This window comes from Nonomuraea sp. NPDC049028, from assembly GCF_043197735.1.
Lineage (GTDB): Bacteria > Actinomycetota > Actinomycetes > Streptosporangiales > Streptosporangiaceae > Nonomuraea.
This window is the reverse complement of sequence record NZ_JBICTR010000003.1, coordinates 107,783-126,628: the sequence shown is the minus strand read 5'-3', so window position 1 is coordinate 126,628 and position 18,846 is coordinate 107,783. Positions and strand designations below refer to the sequence as shown.

Annotated in this window: 19 protein-coding genes; 12 read left to right on the top strand and 7 right to left on the bottom strand. The window is 71.3% G+C overall.

The window, feature by feature from the left end; genetic code table 11:
- Nucleotides 1-129: 129 nt before the first annotated feature.
- Both ACGFJ2_RS11560 and ACGFJ2_RS11555 read right to left on the bottom strand, forming a co-directional pair.
- Nucleotides 130-861: a DUF4328 domain-containing protein gene (locus ACGFJ2_RS11560; protein ID WP_393467181.1), complete on the bottom strand. Its 732-nt coding sequence runs from the start codon at nt 859-861 to the stop codon at nt 130-132.
- Between the two features lie 63 nt (nt 862-924).
- Nucleotides 925-1,575, bottom strand: coding sequence for a response regulator transcription factor (locus ACGFJ2_RS11555; protein WP_358183259.1), 651 nt, complete (start codon nt 1,573-1,575; stop codon nt 925-927).
- 134 nt (nt 1,576-1,709) lie between these two features.
- Between ACGFJ2_RS11555 and ACGFJ2_RS11550 the strand changes: the two genes are divergently transcribed.
- Nucleotides 1,710-2,387: an ABC transporter ATP-binding protein gene (locus tag ACGFJ2_RS11550; RefSeq protein WP_357953625.1), complete on the top strand. Its 678-nt coding sequence runs from the start codon at nt 1,710-1,712 to the stop codon at nt 2,385-2,387.
- A complete protein-coding gene (locus tag ACGFJ2_RS11545; protein ID WP_393467177.1) occupies nt 2,384-4,336 on the top strand; it encodes an FtsX-like permease family protein in 1,953 nt (650 codons plus the stop codon). Before ACGFJ2_RS11550 ends, ACGFJ2_RS11545 begins: the two co-directional genes overlap by 4 nt.
- Nucleotides 4,337-4,426: 90 nt before the next feature.
- Here ACGFJ2_RS11545 and ACGFJ2_RS11540 read toward each other — a convergent pair whose 3' ends face one another.
- Nucleotides 4,427-5,428 carry an LLM class F420-dependent oxidoreductase gene (locus ACGFJ2_RS11540; RefSeq protein WP_358183249.1) on the bottom strand — a complete coding sequence of 334 codons (1,002 nt, stop codon included), beginning with the start codon at nt 5,426-5,428 and terminating at the stop codon, nt 4,427-4,429.
- Between the two features lie 198 nt (nt 5,429-5,626).
- Between ACGFJ2_RS11540 and ACGFJ2_RS11535 the strand changes: the two genes are divergently transcribed.
- The gene (locus ACGFJ2_RS11535) at nt 5,627-6,952 is read left to right on the top strand and encodes a sulfatase (RefSeq protein ID WP_358183246.1); all 1,326 of its coding nucleotides are present in this window, start codon (nt 5,627-5,629) and stop codon (nt 6,950-6,952) included.
- Here ACGFJ2_RS11535 and ACGFJ2_RS11530 read toward each other — a convergent pair.
- Nucleotides 6,941-7,702, bottom strand: a complete 762-nt coding sequence (locus ACGFJ2_RS11530; protein ID WP_393467173.1) for a helix-turn-helix domain-containing protein — start codon at nt 7,700-7,702, stop codon at nt 6,941-6,943. The two genes, ACGFJ2_RS11535 and ACGFJ2_RS11530, sit on opposite strands and share 12 nt — an antisense overlap.
- A gap of 52 nt (nt 7,703-7,754) precedes the next feature.
- Between ACGFJ2_RS11530 and ACGFJ2_RS11525 the strand changes: the two genes are divergently transcribed.
- On the top strand, nt 7,755-8,597 hold the full coding sequence (locus ACGFJ2_RS11525; protein ID WP_393467170.1) for an NAD(P)H-binding protein: 843 nt from the start codon (nt 7,755-7,757) through the stop codon (nt 8,595-8,597).
- Here the strand turns inward: ACGFJ2_RS11525 and ACGFJ2_RS11520 are convergent.
- Nucleotides 8,590-9,282 carry a FadR/GntR family transcriptional regulator gene (locus ACGFJ2_RS11520; protein ID WP_357644562.1) on the bottom strand — a complete coding sequence of 231 codons (693 nt, stop codon included), beginning with the start codon at nt 9,280-9,282 and terminating at the stop codon, nt 8,590-8,592. The two genes, ACGFJ2_RS11525 and ACGFJ2_RS11520, sit on opposite strands and share 8 nt — an antisense overlap.
- Nucleotides 9,283-9,351: 69 nt before the next feature.
- Here ACGFJ2_RS11520 and ACGFJ2_RS11515 point away from each other — a divergent pair, with 69 nt between their 5' ends.
- From ACGFJ2_RS11515 to ACGFJ2_RS11505, 3 genes are read left to right on the top strand one after another with little or no spacing between them, the layout of a single operon-like run.
- Nucleotides 9,352-10,089 (top strand): (Fe-S)-binding protein, encoded by a 738-nt coding sequence (locus ACGFJ2_RS11515; RefSeq protein ID WP_357953613.1) that lies wholly within the window; start codon nt 9,352-9,354, stop codon nt 10,087-10,089.
- On the top strand, nt 10,086-11,477 hold the full coding sequence (locus ACGFJ2_RS11510) for a lactate utilization protein B (RefSeq protein WP_357953611.1): 1,392 nt from the start codon (nt 10,086-10,088) through the stop codon (nt 11,475-11,477). Before ACGFJ2_RS11515 ends, ACGFJ2_RS11510 begins: the two co-directional genes overlap by 4 nt.
- The gene (locus ACGFJ2_RS11505; RefSeq protein WP_357953610.1) at nt 11,464-12,048 is read left to right on the top strand and encodes a lactate utilization protein C; all 585 of its coding nucleotides are present in this window, start codon (nt 11,464-11,466) and stop codon (nt 12,046-12,048) included. The genes ACGFJ2_RS11510 and ACGFJ2_RS11505 overlap by 14 nt, the downstream gene beginning before the upstream one ends.
- Here the strand turns inward: ACGFJ2_RS11505 and ACGFJ2_RS11500 are convergent.
- Together ACGFJ2_RS11500 and ACGFJ2_RS11495 are read right to left on the bottom strand one after the other, a co-directional pair.
- Nucleotides 12,038-13,051 (bottom strand): Vms1/Ankzf1 family peptidyl-tRNA hydrolase, encoded by a 1,014-nt coding sequence (locus ACGFJ2_RS11500; protein WP_393467165.1) that lies wholly within the window; start codon nt 13,049-13,051, stop codon nt 12,038-12,040. The genes ACGFJ2_RS11505 and ACGFJ2_RS11500 overlap by 11 nt on opposite strands.
- Nucleotides 13,052-13,054: 3 nt before the next feature.
- The gene (locus ACGFJ2_RS11495; RefSeq protein WP_357953607.1) at nt 13,055-13,324 is read right to left on the bottom strand and encodes a DUF2795 domain-containing protein; all 270 of its coding nucleotides are present in this window, start codon (nt 13,322-13,324) and stop codon (nt 13,055-13,057) included.
- 91 nt (nt 13,325-13,415) lie between these two features.
- On the opposite strand from ACGFJ2_RS11495, the gene ACGFJ2_RS11490 reads away from it, so the two are divergent.
- From ACGFJ2_RS11490 to speB, 5 genes are all read left to right on the top strand, one after another.
- Nucleotides 13,416-14,480 carry a GNAT family N-acetyltransferase gene (locus tag ACGFJ2_RS11490; protein WP_393467162.1) on the top strand — a complete coding sequence of 355 codons (1,065 nt, stop codon included), beginning with the start codon at nt 13,416-13,418 and terminating at the stop codon, nt 14,478-14,480.
- Nucleotides 14,481-14,606: 126 nt separating this feature from the next.
- A complete protein-coding gene (locus ACGFJ2_RS11485; RefSeq protein ID WP_393467160.1) occupies nt 14,607-15,782 on the top strand; it encodes a precorrin-6Y C5,15-methyltransferase (decarboxylating) subunit CbiT in 1,176 nt (391 codons plus the stop codon).
- A 65-nt stretch (nt 15,783-15,847) separates the two neighbouring features.
- Nucleotides 15,848-16,690, top strand: a complete 843-nt coding sequence (locus tag ACGFJ2_RS11480) for a sirohydrochlorin chelatase (RefSeq protein ID WP_357953601.1) — start codon at nt 15,848-15,850, stop codon at nt 16,688-16,690.
- Between the two features lie 20 nt (nt 16,691-16,710).
- Nucleotides 16,711-17,781: a nicotinate-nucleotide--dimethylbenzimidazole phosphoribosyltransferase gene (gene cobT / locus ACGFJ2_RS11475; RefSeq protein ID WP_393467157.1), complete on the top strand. Its 1,071-nt coding sequence runs from the start codon at nt 16,711-16,713 to the stop codon at nt 17,779-17,781.
- Nucleotides 17,782-17,791: 10 nt separating this feature from the next.
- The gene (speB, locus tag ACGFJ2_RS11470) at nt 17,792-18,805 is read left to right on the top strand and encodes an agmatinase (RefSeq protein WP_357953598.1); all 1,014 of its coding nucleotides are present in this window, start codon (nt 17,792-17,794) and stop codon (nt 18,803-18,805) included.
- The last annotated feature ends 41 nt before the right edge of the window (nt 18,806-18,846 follow it).

The following is an 18,846-nucleotide window of genomic DNA, read 5'->3' as shown; positions in this document are numbered from 1 at the left end:
CCACCGCCACCCGCCGACCGTGGCCAGGGGCCTCCAGGAAGACGCCCGCTGACCGGCACGTGGCCGGCCGCCGTTACGGCGTCTTCTCAGCCGTCTCCGGGGCCATGGCTTGGCATGAGGCTCCGGCTCTCAACCTGTCTGTTCGAGCGGGGTGGGCTCCGTGGGTGGTGTGGGGAGTTGGGTTACCGTGCCCGCGGTGCGGAGGCGGGCCCGGCCCCGGCTGTGGGCGCGGGAATGGGAGCACTGGATGCGGGTGATGTCGCGGACCGTGGCCGCGCACAGCAGGGCGGACACCGTCGCGCAGGCCAGCTCCGGGAGGCCGATGCCCGTCAGGTCACCCGATGAGGAGCCGAGCGGAAGGCGGACGGTCACCAGGGCGAGCATGGCGAGCCAGGTCAGCCACCAGGCGGCCAGCAGGGCGAGCCAGCGGGGCCGCCGGTCGTTGGGCGGGCGGGCGCCGCGCCACACCTGGTCCAGCAGGAGCGGCGGCGCGATCAGGTTGACGCCGGGGATCAGCCAGGCGGCGGCCACCGGACCCGTGGGGGCCGAGCGGTCATTGGCCTGTCGGGCCCGGACGAGCCAGGTGACGTAGGCCGCGGCGGCGGCGATCGCCGTGCCCGCGACCAGCATCATCAGCACCGCGAACACCGTCACGGCCCCGACCACCGCCTGGGCGTCGGCGCCGTGCGGGCGGCCGCCGAACGCCGCGAGCTGGGTGGCGAGGCGACGCCCGCGGGCCTGTTCGAAGATCACGAGAGCGCCCAGGGAGAGGACCTGTGCGGCAAGGGTCACATAGACGACAGAAACGGCCCTAGTGGGCGGTGCCTGGGCGTAGCGCACGTTGTTCTCCCCCCGGGCCATGCGCTGAGGTTCTGCTTCACTTCTATCCCGCCAGGCTCCTTGTTAATCAGCTGACGCCATTTATCATCCGACGACACCGGATTCCCATGCCCAAGCTGCGATTCCCACCCGATTACGGACACGAAGCTTCCGTTGAATACTCCCAAGATGGGTCTTAACCGTCGAAAGTGAGACAAATAGCTCGCCGGCCACTTCCTGGTTCGTCCGGCCCCGCGCCACCAGCCGTACGACGTCCAGCTCGCGGTCGGTCAGCGGGTCGTTCAGCGGGACGGGGACGCGGACCTTGGGCTGGGCCAGGTGCTGCAGCAGCCGTACCGTCACCGAGGGCGACACCAGCGAATCACCGCTCGCCGCCGCTTTGACCGCCTCGATCAGCAGGGTGGGCCCGCTGTCCTTGAGCAGGAACCCGAGGGCTCCCGCCCGCAGCGCGCCGTAGACGTACTCGTCCAGGTCGAAGGTGGTGACGATGACGACCCGCATGGGGTTCTCGACGCCGGGACCGGCCAGGGCGCGGGTCACCTCGATGCCGTCCAGCTTGGGCATCCGGATGTCGAGCAGGCAGACGTCCGGCCTGAGCCGCCGGGCCTCGGACACCGCCTCCGCGCCGTCGGCGACCGCCGCCACGACCTCCATGTCCGGTTGCGCATCCAAAATCATCTGAAATCCGGTACGTACAAGCTGTTGATCGTCGGCGATGAGCACGCGAATAGTCACGCCCACAACTCTAGGATCAGCCGGCGCCGCCAACTCTGGGATCAGCCCGCCCCCTAGGATCAGCCGTTCGGCCGATGGGGAACCGGACGTCCGGCTGATCCGCCGGGCCCCTCCCCGGCGAGAGGCTCGACACCATGAACGACGTGCTTGTTGGACGAGCCCTGGCCAAGCGGTTCGGGCAGACGGTGGCCCTGGGCGGAGTGGACCTCGCGGTCCGCGCCGGGGAGGCCGTGGCGATCATGGGCCCGAGCGGCTCCGGCAAATCAACCCTGCTGCACTGCCTGGCCGGCATCATGAAGCCCGACTCCGGCGAGGTGCACCTGCTCGGCCAGCGCATCGACAACATGCGTGAGCGCGGCCGCAGCGCGCTGCGCCGTACCCGCTTCGGCTTCGTCTTCCAGTTCGGCCAGCTGCTGCCCGAGCTGCCCGCCGAGGAGAACGTGGCCCTGCCGCTGATGCTCGGCGACGTACCGAGGGCGCAGGCCGTACGGCAGGCCCGCGACTGGTTCGGGCCCCTCGGCCTGCATGGCATGGAGACCCGGCGGCCCGGCGAGCTGTCGGGCGGTCAGGCGCAGCGCGTCGCCATCGCCAGGGCGCTGGTCACCAAGCCCGCGGTGGTCTTCGCCGACGAGCCGACCGGCGCGCTCGACCAGACGACCGGCCAGGAGACGATGCGGCTGCTGGTCGAGGCGACCAAGCACAACGGCGCCTGCCTGATCGTGGTGACCCACGACCCCAACGTGGCCGGCTGGTGCGACCGCACGGTCGAGGTCCGCGACGGCCACCTCCTCGCGGGCGGGGTACGCGCGTGAACCTGGACCTGACCTGGCGGCTGCTCAAGGGCGGTGGGCGCAAGGGCCTGCTGGGCACTTGGCTGACCCTGGGGGCCGTGGCCGTCTCCATGGCGCTGCTGGTGTTCGCGGTGGCCGCCAACTACGCCTTCGAGGCCAGGGCCGACCGGAGCGCCTGGCGCAACCCCGTCCAGACTACGGGCGTTAAGGACAAAGGCAGGGCCGTGGCGATCGAGGCGTCCCGTCATGACTTCGTCCGCGACAAGGACATCACCGTCGTCGACCTGGCGGCGCTCGGCGCGGAGGCGCCCGCGCCGCCGCCCGGCCTGGCCCGCTTCCCCGCGCCCGGCGAGGTCTGGCTCTCCCCGGCGCTGAAAGAGCTGGCCGAGCAACTACCCGCCGACCAGCTCGCCGCCCGCTTCCCGGGCACCAAGGGCGTACTCGGTGAGGAGGCGCTGCTCTATCCGGGCGAGCTGGTCGCGGTCGTCGGCCACAAGCCGGACGCGCCCGAGCTGACCGCGCAGCGGAGCGACGACTGGATCATCGCCAAACCCCCGGTGAAGGTGGCGAGCCTGGTGGGGGAGCCGACGGAGGACGCCGAGGCCTACCAGGTGCTGGCGCTGATCGCCGGGGTGCTCATGGTCGTGCCGCTGCTGGTGTTCGGGGGCGCGGCGGCCCGGCTCACCGTGGCCAGGAGGGACCAGCGCCTGGCCACGCTCAGGCTGGTCGGCGCCACGCCCGGCCAGGTGGTCGGGATGACCGTGGCCGAGGCGATGATCGTGGCCTTCGCGGGGGCGGTCACGGGCACGCTCGCCTACGCCCTGGCGGCGCCGCTGCTGGCCGGGATCCAGATCGGTGGCGGGCCGTGGTTCGTCTCCGACCTGTGGCCGAGCCCGCTGGTCCTGGGCGGGCTGCTGATCGCGGTCCCGCTGCTGGTGGGGCTCTCGGCCGTGGTGGGGCTGCGGCGGGTCGTGGTCAGCCCGCTCGGGGTGGCCAAGCGGGAGACGCCTCCCGCCATGCGCTTCGTCAGGGTCGTCGTCCTGCTCGCGGTGCTCGCCGCCGTTCCGCTGCTGAGCCGGGGCAACGCCGTGGGTCCCATCGCGGTGGTGATCGGCCTGGCCTTCCTCTGTGTCAACCTGGTCGGCCCGTGGGTGGTCGGGATCATCGGACGCGTCACGGCCAGGCGGGCGAACCGGCCCGCCCGGCTGCTGGCGGGCCGGCGGCTGGTGGACGATCCGCGCTCCGCGTGGCGCACGGTGAGCGGGGTGGCCATGACCGGCTTCGTCGCCGGGTTCCTCTGCCTGCTCAGTCCGGGCGCCTTCAACAGCACCGGCGTTACGGGGCAGCTCCAGGTAGCCGTCCCGGCGAATCAGGCGGCCGCCGTGGCCGAGCAGGCGCGTACCCGGCTGAAGGAGGCGGGGATCACGGCCACGGTGAAGCCGGTGAAGAAGGTCGTCGCCGTCGCTCTCGGCACCTCGGCCGATGCCGCGACCATCGACCGGGCCCGTACGGCGCTGGCCGGGCTGGTTCCCGGGCACACGCCCACCACGGACGCCGACGACGGGCACTTCGGCGTCCAGATCCTGGCCGACATCCGCGCGGGCACGGTGGTCGTCCTGTCGGTGTCGTTCCTGGTCGCCATCGCCAGCGCCGGGATCACGGCCGCGTCGTCGATCCTGGACCGCCGCCAGACGTACGGGCTGCTGCGCCTGGCGGGCACGCCGCTGGAGGTGCTCGACAAGGCACGCAGGGCCGAGACGCTCATCCCGCTCACGGTGATGGGCGGCGGCGCGATCCTGGTCGGCGCGTTCTGCGCGACACCTTTCATGATCGGCGCGGTGAACTCGACCGGGGTGATCACACTGCTGATCTGCGTCGGACTCGGCTTCGCCGGCGTGATCGGGGCAGGGGCCCTGAGCAGACCCCTGCTCAACTCGGTCACCACCGACCCGGCTCCCCGCCCCGACTAGCGCGACATTCGCCGTCCTTCGCTCCCCGGAGGGGGCTTCCAGCCACCACGGACCGTCACAGGGCTCCAGACGGTCGATGGTCGCCAGCCGTCAGTTCAGGACCAAGTCGCGGATGATCGTCAGTGACCGCTCGTCCCTCGGCCCCATCACCAGCAGGCTGGTGACCGGGCTCTGGCGCCAGAGTTCGAGGCGTTCCTTGATCCGCCCAGGCGGCCCGACAAGCGAGATGCCGTCGGCCAGCTCGTCCGGGATCGCCCGGAACGCCTCATCCTTCTTCCCGGCCAGGTACAGCGCCTGGATGCGCTCGGCGGCCTCGGCGAACCCCATCCGGCCGATGATGTCGGCGTGGAAGTTGCGGTGCTTGGCGCCCATGCCGCCGATGTACAGCGTGAGCATCATCTTCACGCCGTCCAGCGCGGCCCGTACGTCGTCGGAGATCACCACCATGACCATGGCCGCGACGTCGAAGCCCGGCGCGGCGCCCGACAGCGCCTCGCCGTACATCTCCTCGATCTTGGACGGGAAGGCGAACAGCGGAAGCCAGCCCTGGCCGAGCTCGGCGGCCAGGGCCACGTTCTTGGGTCCTTCCGCCCCGAGATAGAGGGGGATGTCGGGCCGCAGCGGGTGGGTGATGAGCTTGAGCGGTTTGCCCAGCCCGTCCGCCAGGGGGAGCGGGTAGTGCGGTCCGTCGCTGGTCACCGGCTCTTCGCGGCGCCAGACCTGGCGCATGATGTCCACGTACTCGCGGGTCCTGGTCAGCGGCTTGGCGAACGGCTGGCCGTACCAGCCCTCGACCACCTGGGGGCCCGAGGCGCCGATGCCGAGCAGTAACCGCCCGCCCGTGAGATGGTCGAGCGTCATCGCGGTCATCGCCGTGGTGACGGGCGGTCTGGCCGACATCTGGGCGATCGACGTGCCGAGCTTGATGCGCGAGGTCCGCGCGCCGTACCAGGCCAGCGGGGTGAAGACGTCGCTGCCGTACGCCTCGGCGGTCCATATCGAGTCATAGCCGAGCCGCTCGGCCGTCAGGACGGTTTCGGTCGCGTCGTCCGCGTTTCGCTGCCAGTAGCCAAGCTGCAAGCCGAGCTTCATGTGACACCTCCGGAATTTAGTTCTATTACGGCTGCGGCAGCGCCGGGTGTCAATGCATGATCTTCCGGGGAAATCCTCCTCGTGGTTAACGTTCTGTGTCGACTCGCTTGCGCATTGCTGATTCTTTCGGCAGGCGCACTGCCGGTGATTCGTCCGGCGGTGGCCTCCGGGGCGAGCCGGCCGAACATCGTCATGGTGATGGCGGACGATCTGGAGAACGGGCCGCTCTCCTACTTTCCCGCGATTGACCAGCAGCTGGTGCAGCAAGGCGCCTCGTTCGAGCGGTTCTTCGTGTCCAACTCATGGTGCTGCCCGTCGCGCACGACGATCCTGCGCTCCCAGTACGTCCACAGTCACGGCGTGCTGACCAACACCGCGCCGGAAGGCGGCTTCGACCGCTTCCACACCCTGGGTCTGGAACAGTCCACGATCGGCACCTGGATGCAGCAGGTCGGCTACCGCACGGCGCTGATGGGCAAGTTCCTCAACCACTATCCGGGCGGCACCGCCACGCAGACGTACGTGCCGCCCGGCTGGCACGAGTGGGACGTGCCCGTGCGCAACCTCTATCAGGAGTACGGCTACCGCCTCAACGAGAACGGCAACCTGGTCGACTACGGCTGGGGCGAGCAGGACTACCTGTCCGACGTGCTGGCGGCCAAGGCCAGAGACTTCATCACCGCCGGCTCGGAGCCGTTCTTCCTCTATCTCGCCCCCATCGCGCCGCACAACCCGGCCAATCCCGCCGTCCGCAACATGGACGCGTTCCCCTGGTCGCAGGCGCCGCGCACGCCGTCGTTCAACCAGGCGGACGTGTCGGAGGAGCCGGAGTGGCTGCGATCGAGGCCGCTGATCTCGCCGGAGGGCATCGACGAGGTCGACGAGCGCTACCGCAGGAGGCTGCGGGCCATGCTCGGTGTCGACGACCTCGTCAACTCGGTGATCACCACCCTCCGCGACTCCGGCAAGCTCGACAACACCTACATCTTCTTCACCTCCGACAACGGCTTCCACCTGGGGACGCATCGTCTCCCTCAGGGCAAGACAACCCCGTTCGAGGAGGCCATCCATGTCCCGCTGGTGGTGCGCGGGCCGGGCATCGAGCCAGGCTCGAAGATCAACGAGATGACGGCGACGGTGGATCTGGCGCCCACGTTCGCCGCGCTCGGCGGGGCGGCGGTGCCGCCGTTCGCCGAAGGACGGTCGCTGGTGCCGCTGTTGGAGGGGAAGCACCCGTCGCCGTGGCGGCGGAACGTGCTGGTCGAGTTCAGCCGACCGGCCAACCGGTCGTCGGCTGCGCAGACGCCGGTGCCCTCCTATGAGGCATTGCGTACGGAGACGCATACCTATGTGAGATATGTCACCGGCGAGATACAGCTGTACGACCTCACCCGAGATCCCTACGAGCTGCACAACCTTGCCCGGTTCGCGGACCCGGGACTGGTGCTGCAGCTCCAGGAACGGCTGTCGAGGATGCACTCCTGCTCGGGCGCCGAATGCCTGGAAGCCGACTCAGCCGGCTGAGCAGGCGGCGGGGACCGGCAGGCGGCCCGCCCGGTAGGCGCTCGGGGGCACGCCCATCACCGCACGGAACTCCGCCGTCATGTGCGACTGGTCGTAGTAGCCCGCCTCGGCGGCCAGCGAAGCGCCCTCTTCGCGACACACCCTGGCCAGCACACCACGGACCCGGCTGATCCGGGCGAACCGCTTGGGCGGGACACCGACGCCGCCCGTGAACAGGTTGCGCAGGTGCCGCTCACTCACCCCCAACTCCCTGGCCACCGCGACCACCGGAGGCGCCGCCGCGACACCCACCAGGTCGCCACGGTCGAGCGCCGCCCCGGCCGAGAGCAGCGCCGCCGCCGCGCCCACCAGGCCGGCGCGGTCCAGGTCGGCGGGCGACTGCGCGGCCAGCCGGTCAAGGAAGGCCGCCTCCAGGCGCGTCATCACCCGCTCCGCCCAGTCGCTTCCCGCCACCATGCCCGTCAGTTCCTCGGCCAGCCGGTCCGCCCGTACCCCCCAAAGGTCCCGGAGCGGGACGACCTGGTCCACGAGCTCGCTCAACGGCACCCCGAGCAGCGGCCGGGCGGTCCCCGGGCGCAGCCGCACCGTGACGCAGTGCGGCACGTCCTTGGGGACCAGGTACGACGCCCGCGTACGCGGCCCCAGAACATACAGCCGCCCAGCCCCGTCCACCGTGCGGAAGGCCACCGTCGGCGTGGTGTCGGGCTCCCGTACGTGAATCCGCCGGGTTCCCAGGAGTGCTCCATCCATAGTGCCGATTCTTCCTATAAGCGGCGCCAGGTGCGCTGTCAGCCTGGCTGACATGATTCTGATCACCGGTGCCACGGGCACCATAGGCAGTCAGACCGCCCGCCTGCTCATCGAGCGCGGCGAGGCCGTACGGTCGATGACCCGGGACCTGTCCCGCGCGCCCGGCGGCGAAGCCGTCCAGGCCGACTTCGAAGACCCGCGATCGCTGCGGCGGGCGTTCGAGGGCGTGTCGGCCGCCCTCCTGCTGACCGGATTCGGCGGGCGGCTGAAGGAGCACGACCAGGCCATGATCGAGGCGGCCGTGGCGGCGGGCGTCAAGAAGGTGGTGAAGCTCTCGGCCATCGGCACGGGCGACTCCGACGATCCCGGCGATGTCAGGTCGTGGCACGTGCCGGGCGAGGAGGCCATCAAGGCGAGCGGCATGTCGTGGACCATGCTGCGCCCGGCCGGCTTCGCCTCCAACTCGCTGGGCTGGGCGGAAGCCGTCAGGTCGGGCGGCCCGATCCCCAACTTCACCGGCGACGGCACGCAGCCCATCATCGACCCGCGCGACGTCGCGGCCGTGGCGGTGGCCGCTCTCACGACGAGCGCGCACGACTCGCGCACCTACGACCTCACGGGCCTGGAACTGCTCAGCGTCCCCGACCAGGTGGCGATCCTGGCCAAGGTGCTCGGCCGCCCCCTGGAGACCGCCGAGATCCCCATCGAGGCGGCCAAGGAGCAGATGCTCGCCTCGGGCGCCGATCCGAGCCTGGTCGCGGTCGCGGCGACGGGCTGGACCATGCTCAAGGAGGTGGGCTGGCCGCATCTCTCGGACGACGTCCAGTCGGTGCTGGGCCGCCCGGCCACCTCCTACGAGTCCTGGGTCCAGGACCACCGGGCCGCTTTCAGCTAAGGGAGGGGTAGGCGTGGGCGAGGTGCTCGGCGACCGCGTTCGCGGCCTCGTCGGGATCGCCCGCCCGTACGGCCGCGAGGATGCGTTCGTGGTCGGCGCGCAGCACGGACGTGTCGCCGAGCCGCGTCACCGCCTCCACCGCGTAGCGCCTCATCGAGTCGCGCAGCGACCGCATGATGGCCGCGATCAGCCGGTTCCCCGACGCGTCGGCCAGCGCGCAGTGGAAGGCGGTGTCGTGCTCGACGAACTCCTCGGCCGACGTCGCCGCGTCCATGCCCGCCAGGGCCGTGGCGAGGCCGGAGGTGTCGGATCCGGCCGAGGCGGCGCGGGCCGCCGCCCAGCGTTCGATCATCAGCCGGGTGTCGATCACCTCGCGCAGCTCCAGGCTGGCCAGTCCCAGATGCAGCCGGAGCAGATCGGTGAGCGCCGTGTCGGGGCGGGAGGTCAGCACCGCCCCGGCATCCGGACCCCGCCCCACCTGCGACGACACCACGCCGAGCGTCTCCAGCACGCGCATGGCCTCCCGTACCGACGAGCGGCTGACCCCCAGCTGCTCGGCGAGGCTGCGTTCGGCGGGCAGCCGGTCGCCCGCCTTGAGACCGTCCTCGGCGATGCGCCGTTCGATCTGTGCGATGACGTCCTCGAACGTACGGGTCCGCCGGACGGGCTGCCAGTCGGCCACCATTGTCCCCCTCGTGCGGCTTCGATATGGTCAGACCATACTGTGGTCAGACCATACATCGGAAGGAGAGCCGTGCGAGTCGCCCTGTTCATCACGTGCGTGAACGACACGCTCTTCCCCGGCACCGGCAAGGCCGTCGTGTCGCTCCTGCGCAGGCTCGGCTGCGAGGTGGACTTTCCCACCGCCCAGACGTGCTGCGGCCAGATGCACGTCAACACGGGCTACCGCGACGAGGGAGTACGGCTGGCGCGCCGCTTCACCGAGGTGTTCGCCGGGTACGACGCGGTCGTCGCGCCGTCCGGATCGTGCGCCGCCATGGTGCGCGAGCAGTATCCCAAGCTGGTCCGGCAGGGGAGCAGGGGAGCGGCGGCGATCGCCGAGGTCGCGCCCAAGGTCTACGAGCTGTCCGAGTTCCTGCTCGACGTCCTCAAAGTCGACGACGTAGGCGCATATTTCCCACATCGAGTGACATATCACCCGACGTGTCACTCGCTGCGCGGGCTCCACCTCGGCGACCGTCCGACCAGGCTCCTCCAGAACGTCCGGGGTCTGGAGCTGGTCCCGCTCCCGGCGGCCGAGGAGTGCTGCGGCTTCGGCGGCACCTTCTCGGTCAAGAACCCGGCCGTCTCCGCCGCCATGGGCGCCGACAAGGCGCGCAGCGTGCTCGACACGGGCGCGGAGGTGCTGTGCGCGGCCGACAACTCGTGCCTGATGCACATCGGCGGCACGCTCGGCCGTCAGCGGACCGGTGTCCGGGTCATGCATCTCGCCGAGATCCTCGCCTCCACGGAAGAGGGCGGTGCCCAATGAGCGCGACATTCCTCGGCATGCCAGGAAATTTCCCGAAAAATGCGGCGGAGGCCGTACAGAACTCTCAGCTCCGCTACAACCTCCGCAAGGCCACGCACACCATCCGCGGCAAGCGCGCGAACGTCGTCGGCGAGCTCCCCGACTGGCAGGAGCTCCGCGCGGCCGGCAAGGCGATCAAGGACGACACCCTACGCCACCTCGACCGCTACCTCCTCCAGCTGGAGGAGGCCGTGACCAGGGCGGGCGGCCACGTCCACTGGGCCCGCGACGCCGACGAGGCCAACCGCATCGTCACCCGGCTGATCCAGGCCACGGGCGAGAGCGAGGTGGTCAAGGTCAAGTCGATGGCCACCCAGGAGATCGGGCTCAACGACGCGCTGGCCGCCCAGGGCATCACCGCCTACGAGACCGACCTGGCCGAGCTGATCGTGCAGCTCGGCGACGACTTCCCGAGCCACATCCTGGTGCCCGCGATCCACCGCAACCGGGCCGAGATCCGCGAGATCTTCCTCGACAAGATGCGCCCGGTCCCGGCGGACCTCACCGACGAGCCGCGCGCGCTGGCCGAGGCCGCCCGGCTGCACCTGCGCGAACGCTTCCTCAAGAGCAAGGTCGCCGTCTCGGGCGCCAACTTCATGATCGCCGAGACCGGCACGCTGGTGGTGCTGGAGTCCGAGGGCAACGGCCGGATGTGCCTTACGCTGCCGGAGACCCTGATCAGCGTGGTCGGCATCGAGAAGCTGCTGCCCTCCTGGCGCGACCTCGAGGTCTTCCTGCAGCTGCTGCCGCGCAGCTCCACCGGCGAGCGCATGAACCCCTACACCAGCATGTGGACCGGCTCGGCCGAGGGCCAGGACTTCCATCTGGTGCTCCTCGACAACGGCCGCACGAACGTGCTCGCCGACGAGGTGGGCCGCCAGGCGCTGCGCTGCATCCGCTGCTCGGCCTGCCTGAACGTCTGCCCGGTCTACGAGCGCGCGGGCGGCCACGCCTACGGCTCGGTCTACCCGGGCCCGATCGGCGCGATCCTCACCCCGCAGCTCAGGGGCATGTCGTCGGAGCTGGACGCCTCGCTGCCGTACGCCTCCAGCCTCTGCGGCGCCTGCTACGAGGTGTGCCCGGTCGCGATCGACATCCCCGAGGTGCTCGTGGACCTGCGCGCCAAGGTCCACCACGCGCCGGCCGAGCGGGCGGGCATGCGCGTCGCGGGCTGGATACTCAACGACGAGGTACGGCTGGCGAAGGCGCAACGCCTGGCCACCCGCTTCCGCAAGGTGGTGCCGAAACGCCTGCCGGGCCCCCTGTCGGCCTGGACCGACACCCGGGACCTGCCGGAGATCCCGGAAGAATCATTCAGAGACTGGTGGGAGCGGAATGAGCGCGCGTGACGAGATCCTGGCCAGGGTCCGCCGAGCCGTGGCAGGCGCCCCCGAGGTGACGATCCCGCGCGGCTACCGTACGGCCACGCAGGTAGAAGACCTCGTGGGGCTGTTCGCCGAGCGGGTGGACGACTACCGCGCCGTCGTGCACGTGCTGCCCGCGGCCGAGGTGCCCGGCAAGGTGGCCGAGCTGGTGGCCGGCCGCCGGATGGTCGTGCCCGACGGGCTGCCGCCGGAGTGGCAGGTGCCCGGCGCCGTCGCGGGCGGCTCCGTGGCCGAGCTGGACGCCGCCGACGGGGTGATCACCGGCTGCGCGGTGGCCGTCGCCGAGACCGGCACGATCGTCCTCGACTCCGGCCCCGGCCAGGGCCGCCGGGCGCAGACGCTGGTGCCCGACTACCACCTGTGCGTGGTCCGCGCGGACCAGATCGTGGCCGGCGTCCCCGAGGCGGTCGCCCGGCTCGACCCGGTCCGCCCGCTGACCTGGATCAGCGGCCCGTCGGCCACCAGCGACATCGAGCTCAACCGGGTCGAGGGCGTACACGGGCCGCGGACGCTGGAAGTGATCATCAGTACCTGATGACCGCCGCCGCGTCCGAGATCTCCGGGCTGAACCACAGCTCGGCGTCCGTCATGGTCGCGGCTCTGGTCAGCGCGGAGTCCGCGCGCTCCGGCACCGGATCCTCCACCCCCCAGCCGCGTAGCTCTTCGGGGGCGGTGGCCAGCTGCGTGCCGCCTCCGCCGCCGATCCACATGGGCTTGGTCACCTTGCCCGGCATCAGCACCGCGTGCACCCTGCCCTCCCGCAGGGCGTGCGCGACCTCGGCCAGCCCGGTGGGCCCGCCGGTCTCCCGGTAGCGGTCGAGCAGCTCCGCCCGCCGGCGGTCGAGGTAGGAGTCGAGCGCGGTCTCGACGTCTCGTGCGAACTGCTCGTGGTCGGCGCGGCTGCCGTGTTCGACCATCATCACGCGGTCCACGGACTTCGTACCGAGATGATCGCAGACCAGCGAACGCGACTTCGGATCGCCGGCCACCACGACGAGTTCGAGGCCGAGCCGCCGGACCTGCTCGTCGATCTCGTGCGCGACGGCCTTCGCGCTCTCCTCCCACGTCTCCTCCATGTCGCGCTCGAACCGTTTCCGCGACCAGCCACCCCAGCTGGTCCTGTGCAGCGGCCACGGGGTGGGTGCCACGGTGGCCCGCCGGGGGGAGCCGCTGCCGAAGACGGTCAGCTCGGTGCCCGAATGGTCCACGATGGCCCGCAGGTGCGGCAGGTTCTCCCCGCGCAGCATCAGCATGGGCGTGACCAGGGGCAGCGGACTGTACGCGGCCAGCTCCGGCGCCTCGGCGAGCGTCTCAGCCAGCACCACGTCGCCATGGGTGGCGAACATCACCCGCGCGGCCACCGAGCCCGCCGCCTCCGCTTCCAGAGCGTCGAGCGTGTCCGGGTCCACCTCGCCGCGGAGCTGGGCGCGCAGGCCATGCCAATGCTTCTCGCGGTCGCGCCCGGCGAGGGTGCTCAGATAGACCGAGGCGTACGGCCCGCGGCGTTCATAGAGCGGCCGGATGAAGTCGAGCCGCACCACTCACCACCTCCGCTTCTCCATGCTGAGCCCAAGCGCCTCCGTGGCCTGCCCAATCGTGTGGTACTGCCGCTCCGGGAGCGAGTGCAGCAGCTCCAGCACCTCGTCGGGCGCGTGTCGGTGCTCGGCGTGCCGCAGCAGGTCCTCCCTGGATGAGGGGAAAGAGGTGTCATTGACCCATTCGAAGAGCTCGGCGCCCTCGGCGTGCGTGGGGCCGCCGCCCCTCTCGCGCTCGCGCTTCTCGTCAAGGTGTTCGGCGCTGCCACATTCCATGGTGGTCTCACTCCTCTCTAGGGCGACCTACCCCCGCTTTCATGGGCAAACATCGCGGCTGTGTACCCTGCCGAGGGTGTTCGATCCCGGTGTGAGAATCACCACCGCGCGGCTCGTGCTCCGGCCTTTCGGCGTCTCGGACGCCGACCGGATCCGCTCGATCGTGCAGTCCGGTGCCCAGTTCCTGCCGCCCGGCACCCCCGCCAAGGTGTCGGGCATCGCGCAGTGGCTCAAGACCGGCGTGCACGAGCTGCGCCGCTCCGGGCAGGGCGTGCACCTGGCGATGGCCGACGCCGACGACCGCGTCGTGGGCGCCATCAGCCTGTTCAAGACCGCGTGGGGCGCGGGAACGACCGAGGTCGGGTACGGCGTGCACCCCCTCTACCGGGGCCGCGGGTTCGCGCCCGAAGCCGTACGCGGGCTGGTCGAGTGGGTGTTCGCCACCACGGAGCTGCGCAGGATCGACCTGACGGCCAACCTCGACAACCTGGCCTCGCTGCGCGTCGCACAGAAAGCGGGCTTCACCTGGGAAGGCGTGCTCCGGGACGCCGCGATGGAGGACGGCGGGCCGCACGATCTGGTGATGTTCGGCCTGCTGCGCGGCGACAGCCGCGTCCCGTCCGACACGCTGCCCCGCACCGAGCTGCGTACCCGGCGGCTGCTGCTCAGACAGCCGGCCGAGGCCGACGTGGCGGACCTGGCGGCCACGGGCGCCGACCCGCTCACCCAGGCCGAGACCGGGCTGCCGCGCGGCTACACGGTGGCGGACGCCCGCGCGTTCATCGGCGCCGCCGAGCGGATCCGGATCAGGGGACAGGGGATCGCCTACGCCGTGGAGGAGCTGGCCGGCGGCCGTTTCGTGGCGAACGTGGACCTCAGGGACGCCGACTGGGTCAACAGATCGGCGGAGGTCGGCTACATGACCGCGCCCTGGGCCCGCGGCCAGGGGTACGCGGGGGAGGCCGTGCTGGCGATCGCCCGCTGGCTGTTCGTCACGCAGGGCTTCGGACGGCTGCAACTGCGGGCGGCGGTCACCAACGTGGCCTCGCAGCGGGTGGCGGAGAAAGCGGGCTTCGTCCGCGAGGGCGTGGCGCGCAACGCGCTCCAGGGGCGTGACCTGGTCGTCTACAGCCTCACACCGGCCGATCTGGCGTGACGGATCTCACCGGTCCGGCCGGACAGGACGGGGTGGTTCGTGCGGACAGGCATACCGGACAGGCGTTCGTACCCTTTGTGAAACACCGCGGCACCCGTCACCCTTAGTGGTGAGGCGGTGGTGCGCATGATCACAGTGGTCGGGTGGGACGGATCGGAGCTGTCGGCCAGGGCGGTCGAGCGGCTGCGCGGGGCGACGCTCGTGGTGGGGCCGGACGCCATCATCGGGCAGCTCAGGCTGACCGCTTCGGTCGTGGCCGACGGGTCGCTGCTCCAGACCCTCGACAGCCACTTCGAACAGGGCCAGGGCGCCGCCGTGGTCGTCGCCGAGGGTGATCCCGGCTTCTTCGGCGTGGTACGCAGGCTGCGCGCCCACGGGCTCAAGCCCGACGTTCTGCCCGCCACCTCGCTCGTCACCCGCGCCTTCGCCTGCGCCGGGCTCAACTGGGAGGACGCGCTCGTCGTCGCCCCGGCCGGCCCGCACCAGCTCAACCGGGTCGTCAACGCCTGCCGGGCGCACCCCAAGGTGGCCCTGCTGGTCGCGCCCGGCGTCGGGCCCGGCGACATCGCCCGCGAGCTGGCTCCGACGACGCCGCGCGAGCTGATCGTCTGCGAGGACATCGGCGGACCCGACGAGCGGGTCACCCACAGCCGCATGGGCGAGGCCACCACCCGGCCGTGGAAGGACCCCGACGTGGTGCTCGTCATCGACCCCCTCCACCAGGCCAGGGAGCCCGGCTGGGTGGCGGGCGCGCAGCCGGGGCCGGCCGAATGGGCGCTGCCGTTCGAGAGCTCGATGCCGGCCGAGGTCAGGGCGTACATCCTGGCCAAGCTCGGCCCCCGGCTCGGCGACCTGGTCTGGGACGTGGGCGCCGGCTCCGGCGAGATCGCCGTCGAGTGCGCCCGGCTCGGCGCGGCCGTCGTGGCCGTCGAGCGGGACGAGGCGGCCTGCGCCCGGCTGCGCGCCACCGTGCTCGAACACGGCGTCAAAGTGGCTCTGGCCAGGGGACAGGCGCCACCCGCGCTCGAACCGCTGCCCGACCCCGACGCCGTCTTCGTCGGCGGGGGCGGGGCCGACGTCATCGTGGCCTGCGCCGCCCGCCGGCCGCGCACGCTGGTCTGCGCGCTGAAGACGGTCGAACGGGTCTCCGCGGTGCTCGACCGGCTCCGCGAGCACGGCTATCGTGCCGAGGGCACGCAGATAATCGCCTCAAAGCTCACCATTCAGCCGGACGGATCGCATAGCCTGGCCGCGGCCGACCCTGTCTTCGTCGTACACGCGACCCCCTCGCGTGTGGCGTGACCTGTTTCAACCGGCACGCATCGGTTATCCTCGCGTGTCTTGCCTACGCACCGGAGATTCCCTCAATGAAGCCCCCGCTCCTGCTCATCGGGCAGGGCTCGAACGATGACGCCGACTCCGCCGAGTTCGGCAGGTTCGTCCACAGGCTCCGTTGCCGCCTGGACCAGCGGGCCGCCGACGTCTCCGGAGGCTATCTGGAGCGCGCCACGCCACGGGTCAGCGAGTCCGTCGCCTCCCTGGTCGCTCGCGGACACCACCGGCTGGTGGCGCTGCCGCTGAGCCTCAGCCGGGTGGGCGCGGAGTTCCCCGCCGCCATGGCCAGGGTGCAGGAACGCCACCCGACCCTCATGTGCGACTACGGCCGCCCGCTGGGGCCCGACCCCCGCGTGCTCGCGCTGCTGGCCGAGCGCCTCAACGACGCCGCCACCGAGATGCCCAAGCTGCGCCCGCTGGAGCTGGTCGGCGGCCGGCCGCGGCTGCGCGCCGTCGACTCGGCGGCCATCGAGCTGCCCCTCCACGTCGAGCCGGGAGAGACCGCGGTCGTCCTGGTCGGCGAGGGCTCCACCGACCCGGCGGCCAACGCCGAGATCCACCGCGTCTCGCGGCTGTTCTGGGAGACGCACGCCTACGACTTCATGACGGTCGAGACCGCCTTCGTCTCGGTCACGCCGCCCGGGGTGCCCGGCGGGCTCGAGCGCTGCCGCCGGCTGGGCGCCAAGCGGGTGATCGTCGTCCCGTACCTGCTGTTCGCGGGCGGGATGCTGGAGCGCGTGTGGGCGCAGGCGCTGGCCTACGGCGCCGGCCACCCCGATCTCGACATCCGTTGCGCCGAGGTGATCGGCGACTGCGAGACCTTGGCCGATGTCGTCATCGACCGTTACGAGGAAGCGCTCCAACTGGTCCCCTGACCCCTACTCGGAGGTAAGCCGTGCTCGCTGAGACGCTCGCTGCGATTCACCCCGCCGACCCGCGCGCCATCGCCGACGCTCGGGCCTACCAGGACCGCCTCACCAAGCCGCGCGGCTCGCTCGGCGCGCTGGAAGAGGTCGCGGTACGTCTGGCGGGCGCCGCGGGCACCACCCCGCCGCCCATGCCGACCCCGGCGGCCCTGGCCATCTTCGCGGCCGACCACGGCGTCCACGCCCGGAACGTCACCCCGTGGCCGCAGGAGGTCACACTCCAGATGGTGGCGAACTTCCTGTCCGGCGGTGCGGTGGCCAACGCCTTCGCCAAGCAGGTCGGCGCGACGGTGACCGTGGTCGACGTGGGCGTCGCGGCGGACCTGCCCGACGCGCCGGGCCTGGTGAAGCGGAAGATCGGCTACGGTACGGCCGACCTGGCGGCGGGGCCGGCCATGACGGTGGATCAGGCCGTACAAGCTCTGGAAGCCGGCATCTCGGTGGCCCGCGAGCTGGTGGCGGGCGGCGCCCGCTGCCTGATCACCGGCGACATGGGCATCGCCAACACCACCGCCTCCGCCGCGCTGATCTCCGCCTTCACCGGCCGGGACCCGGCCGACGTGACGGGCAGGGGGACCGGGATCGACGACGAGACGCACGCCCGCAAGGTGAGCGTGATCCGTGAGGCGCTGCGCGTGAACGGCGTCAACTCCGTCATGTCCCTGCCCAACGACGCCCTGCGGGCCCTGGCCGCCGTGGGCGGGTTCGAGCACGCGGCGCTGGTGGGCTTCATCCTCGGCGGCGCCGCGGCCCGCGTGCCGCTGATCCTCGACGGAGTCATCGCCGGGGCGGCCGCCCTCGTGGCCGCGGCGCTCGACCCTGCCGCGCTGGACCACTGCGTCGCCGGGCATCGCTCGGCCGAGGTGGGCCACACCGCCGCCCTCGGGCACCTCGGTCTGCGCCCCATGGTGGACCTGGAGCTGCGGCTGGGGGAGGGCACCGGCGGGCTGCTGGCCTACCCGCTCGTCTGCGCCGCCGTACGCGTCATGCACGAGGTCGCCACCTTCGACTCGGCGGGAGTGACCGAAAAACACGTGTGATGATGGGGCCATGTCGAGATACGGCCCCATGTACGGCCCCGATATCACCTTCCTCGGCGTCGAGCGGTGCGATGTCGGCGACCCCGCGACGTACGCGGGGGCCGACGTTGTGATCATCGGGGCTCCGTTCGACGGTGGCACCTCCAACCGTCCCGGGGCCAGGTTCGGCCCGATGGCCCTCCGCCAGGCCTGCTACCTGCCGCACGACGGCTCCAGGCCCAGTCTGGCCCTGCGCGTCGACGCGCTGCGGGACCTGCGCGTGCTCGACGCGGGCGACGTCGAGTGCTACTCCGGCGACGTCGAGTCCTCACTGGCCGCCATCGAGGACGCGGTCCACCGCGTCGCCGCCTCCGGGGCCGTGCCGCTCGTCCTGGGCGGCGACCACACGGTCGCGCTGCCCGACGCCAGGGGCACGTCCAGGGCGTACGAGCCGGGCCGGACGTCGATGATCCACTTCGACGCGCACGCCGACACGGGCAACATCGCCTTCGGCCACCTGTACGGCCACGGCCAGCCCATGCGCCGCCTCATCGAGTCCGGTGCCATCCGCGGCGACCGGTTCCTGCAGATCGGGCTGCGCGGCTACTGGCCGGGTCCCGAGACGCTCGGCTGGATGGCCGAGCAGAACATGCGCTCGTACGAGATGACCGAGATCGTCACCCGAGGGCTCGAAGAGTGCCTGACGGAGGCGTTCGGCATCGCGCTCGACGAGTGCGACCAGATCTTCCTGTCCGTCGACATCGACGTCTGCGACCCCGGTCACGCCCCCGGCACCGGCACCCCCGAGCCGGGCGGGCTGTCGGCCAGGCAGCTCCTCGACTCGGTCCGGCGGATCTGCTACGAACTGCCGGTGGCCGGCATGGAGGTGGTCGAGGTGGCTCCGCCGTACGATCACGCGGACATCACCGCGTTCCTCGGGAACCGGGTTATCCTTGAGGCGCTGTCAGCGATGGCCAGACGCCGGAAGGACGATAATGGCGGGCCCCGCTGGGATCCTCACCAGCCGCTCCTTGACGGCCGATAAATCTCTCGGTAAGACCCGGTAGGTTTACCTCTTAACACACC

Excerpts from the sequence above, each read along its gene's own strand:
- ACGFJ2_RS11505 (WP_357953610.1), top strand. The coding sequence starts at position 11,464 with ATGAGCGCGCGTGACGAGATCCTGGCCAGGGTCCGCCGAGCCGTGGCA.
- speB (WP_357953598.1), top strand. The coding sequence starts at position 17,792 with ATGTCGAGATACGGCCCCATGTACGGCCCCGATATCACCTTCCTCGGC.
- ACGFJ2_RS11485 (WP_393467160.1), top strand. The coding sequence starts at position 14,607 with ATGATCACAGTGGTCGGGTGGGACGGATCGGAGCTGTCGGCCAGGGCG.
- ACGFJ2_RS11540 (WP_358183249.1), bottom strand. The coding sequence starts at position 5,428 with ATGAAGCTCGGCTTGCAGCTTGGCTACTGGCAGCGAAACGCGGACGAC.
- ACGFJ2_RS11560 (WP_393467181.1), bottom strand. The coding sequence starts at position 861 with ATGGCCCGGGGGGAGAACAACGTGCGCTACGCCCAGGCACCGCCCACT.
- ACGFJ2_RS11510 (WP_357953611.1), top strand. The coding sequence starts at position 10,086 with ATGAGCGCGACATTCCTCGGCATGCCAGGAAATTTCCCGAAAAATGCG.
- ACGFJ2_RS11530 (WP_393467173.1), bottom strand. The coding sequence starts at position 7,702 with ATGGATGGAGCACTCCTGGGAACCCGGCGGATTCACGTACGGGAGCCC.
- ACGFJ2_RS11480 (WP_357953601.1), top strand. The coding sequence starts at position 15,848 with ATGAAGCCCCCGCTCCTGCTCATCGGGCAGGGCTCGAACGATGACGCC.
- ACGFJ2_RS11495 (WP_357953607.1), bottom strand. The coding sequence starts at position 13,324 with ATGGAATGTGGCAGCGCCGAACACCTTGACGAGAAGCGCGAGCGCGAG.
- ACGFJ2_RS11520 (WP_357644562.1), bottom strand. The coding sequence starts at position 9,282 with ATGGTGGCCGACTGGCAGCCCGTCCGGCGGACCCGTACGTTCGAGGAC.
- ACGFJ2_RS11535 (WP_358183246.1), top strand. The coding sequence starts at position 5,627 with ATGGCGGACGATCTGGAGAACGGGCCGCTCTCCTACTTTCCCGCGATT.
- ACGFJ2_RS11525 (WP_393467170.1), top strand. The coding sequence starts at position 7,755 with ATGATTCTGATCACCGGTGCCACGGGCACCATAGGCAGTCAGACCGCC.
- ACGFJ2_RS11550 (WP_357953625.1), top strand. The coding sequence starts at position 1,710 with ATGAACGACGTGCTTGTTGGACGAGCCCTGGCCAAGCGGTTCGGGCAG.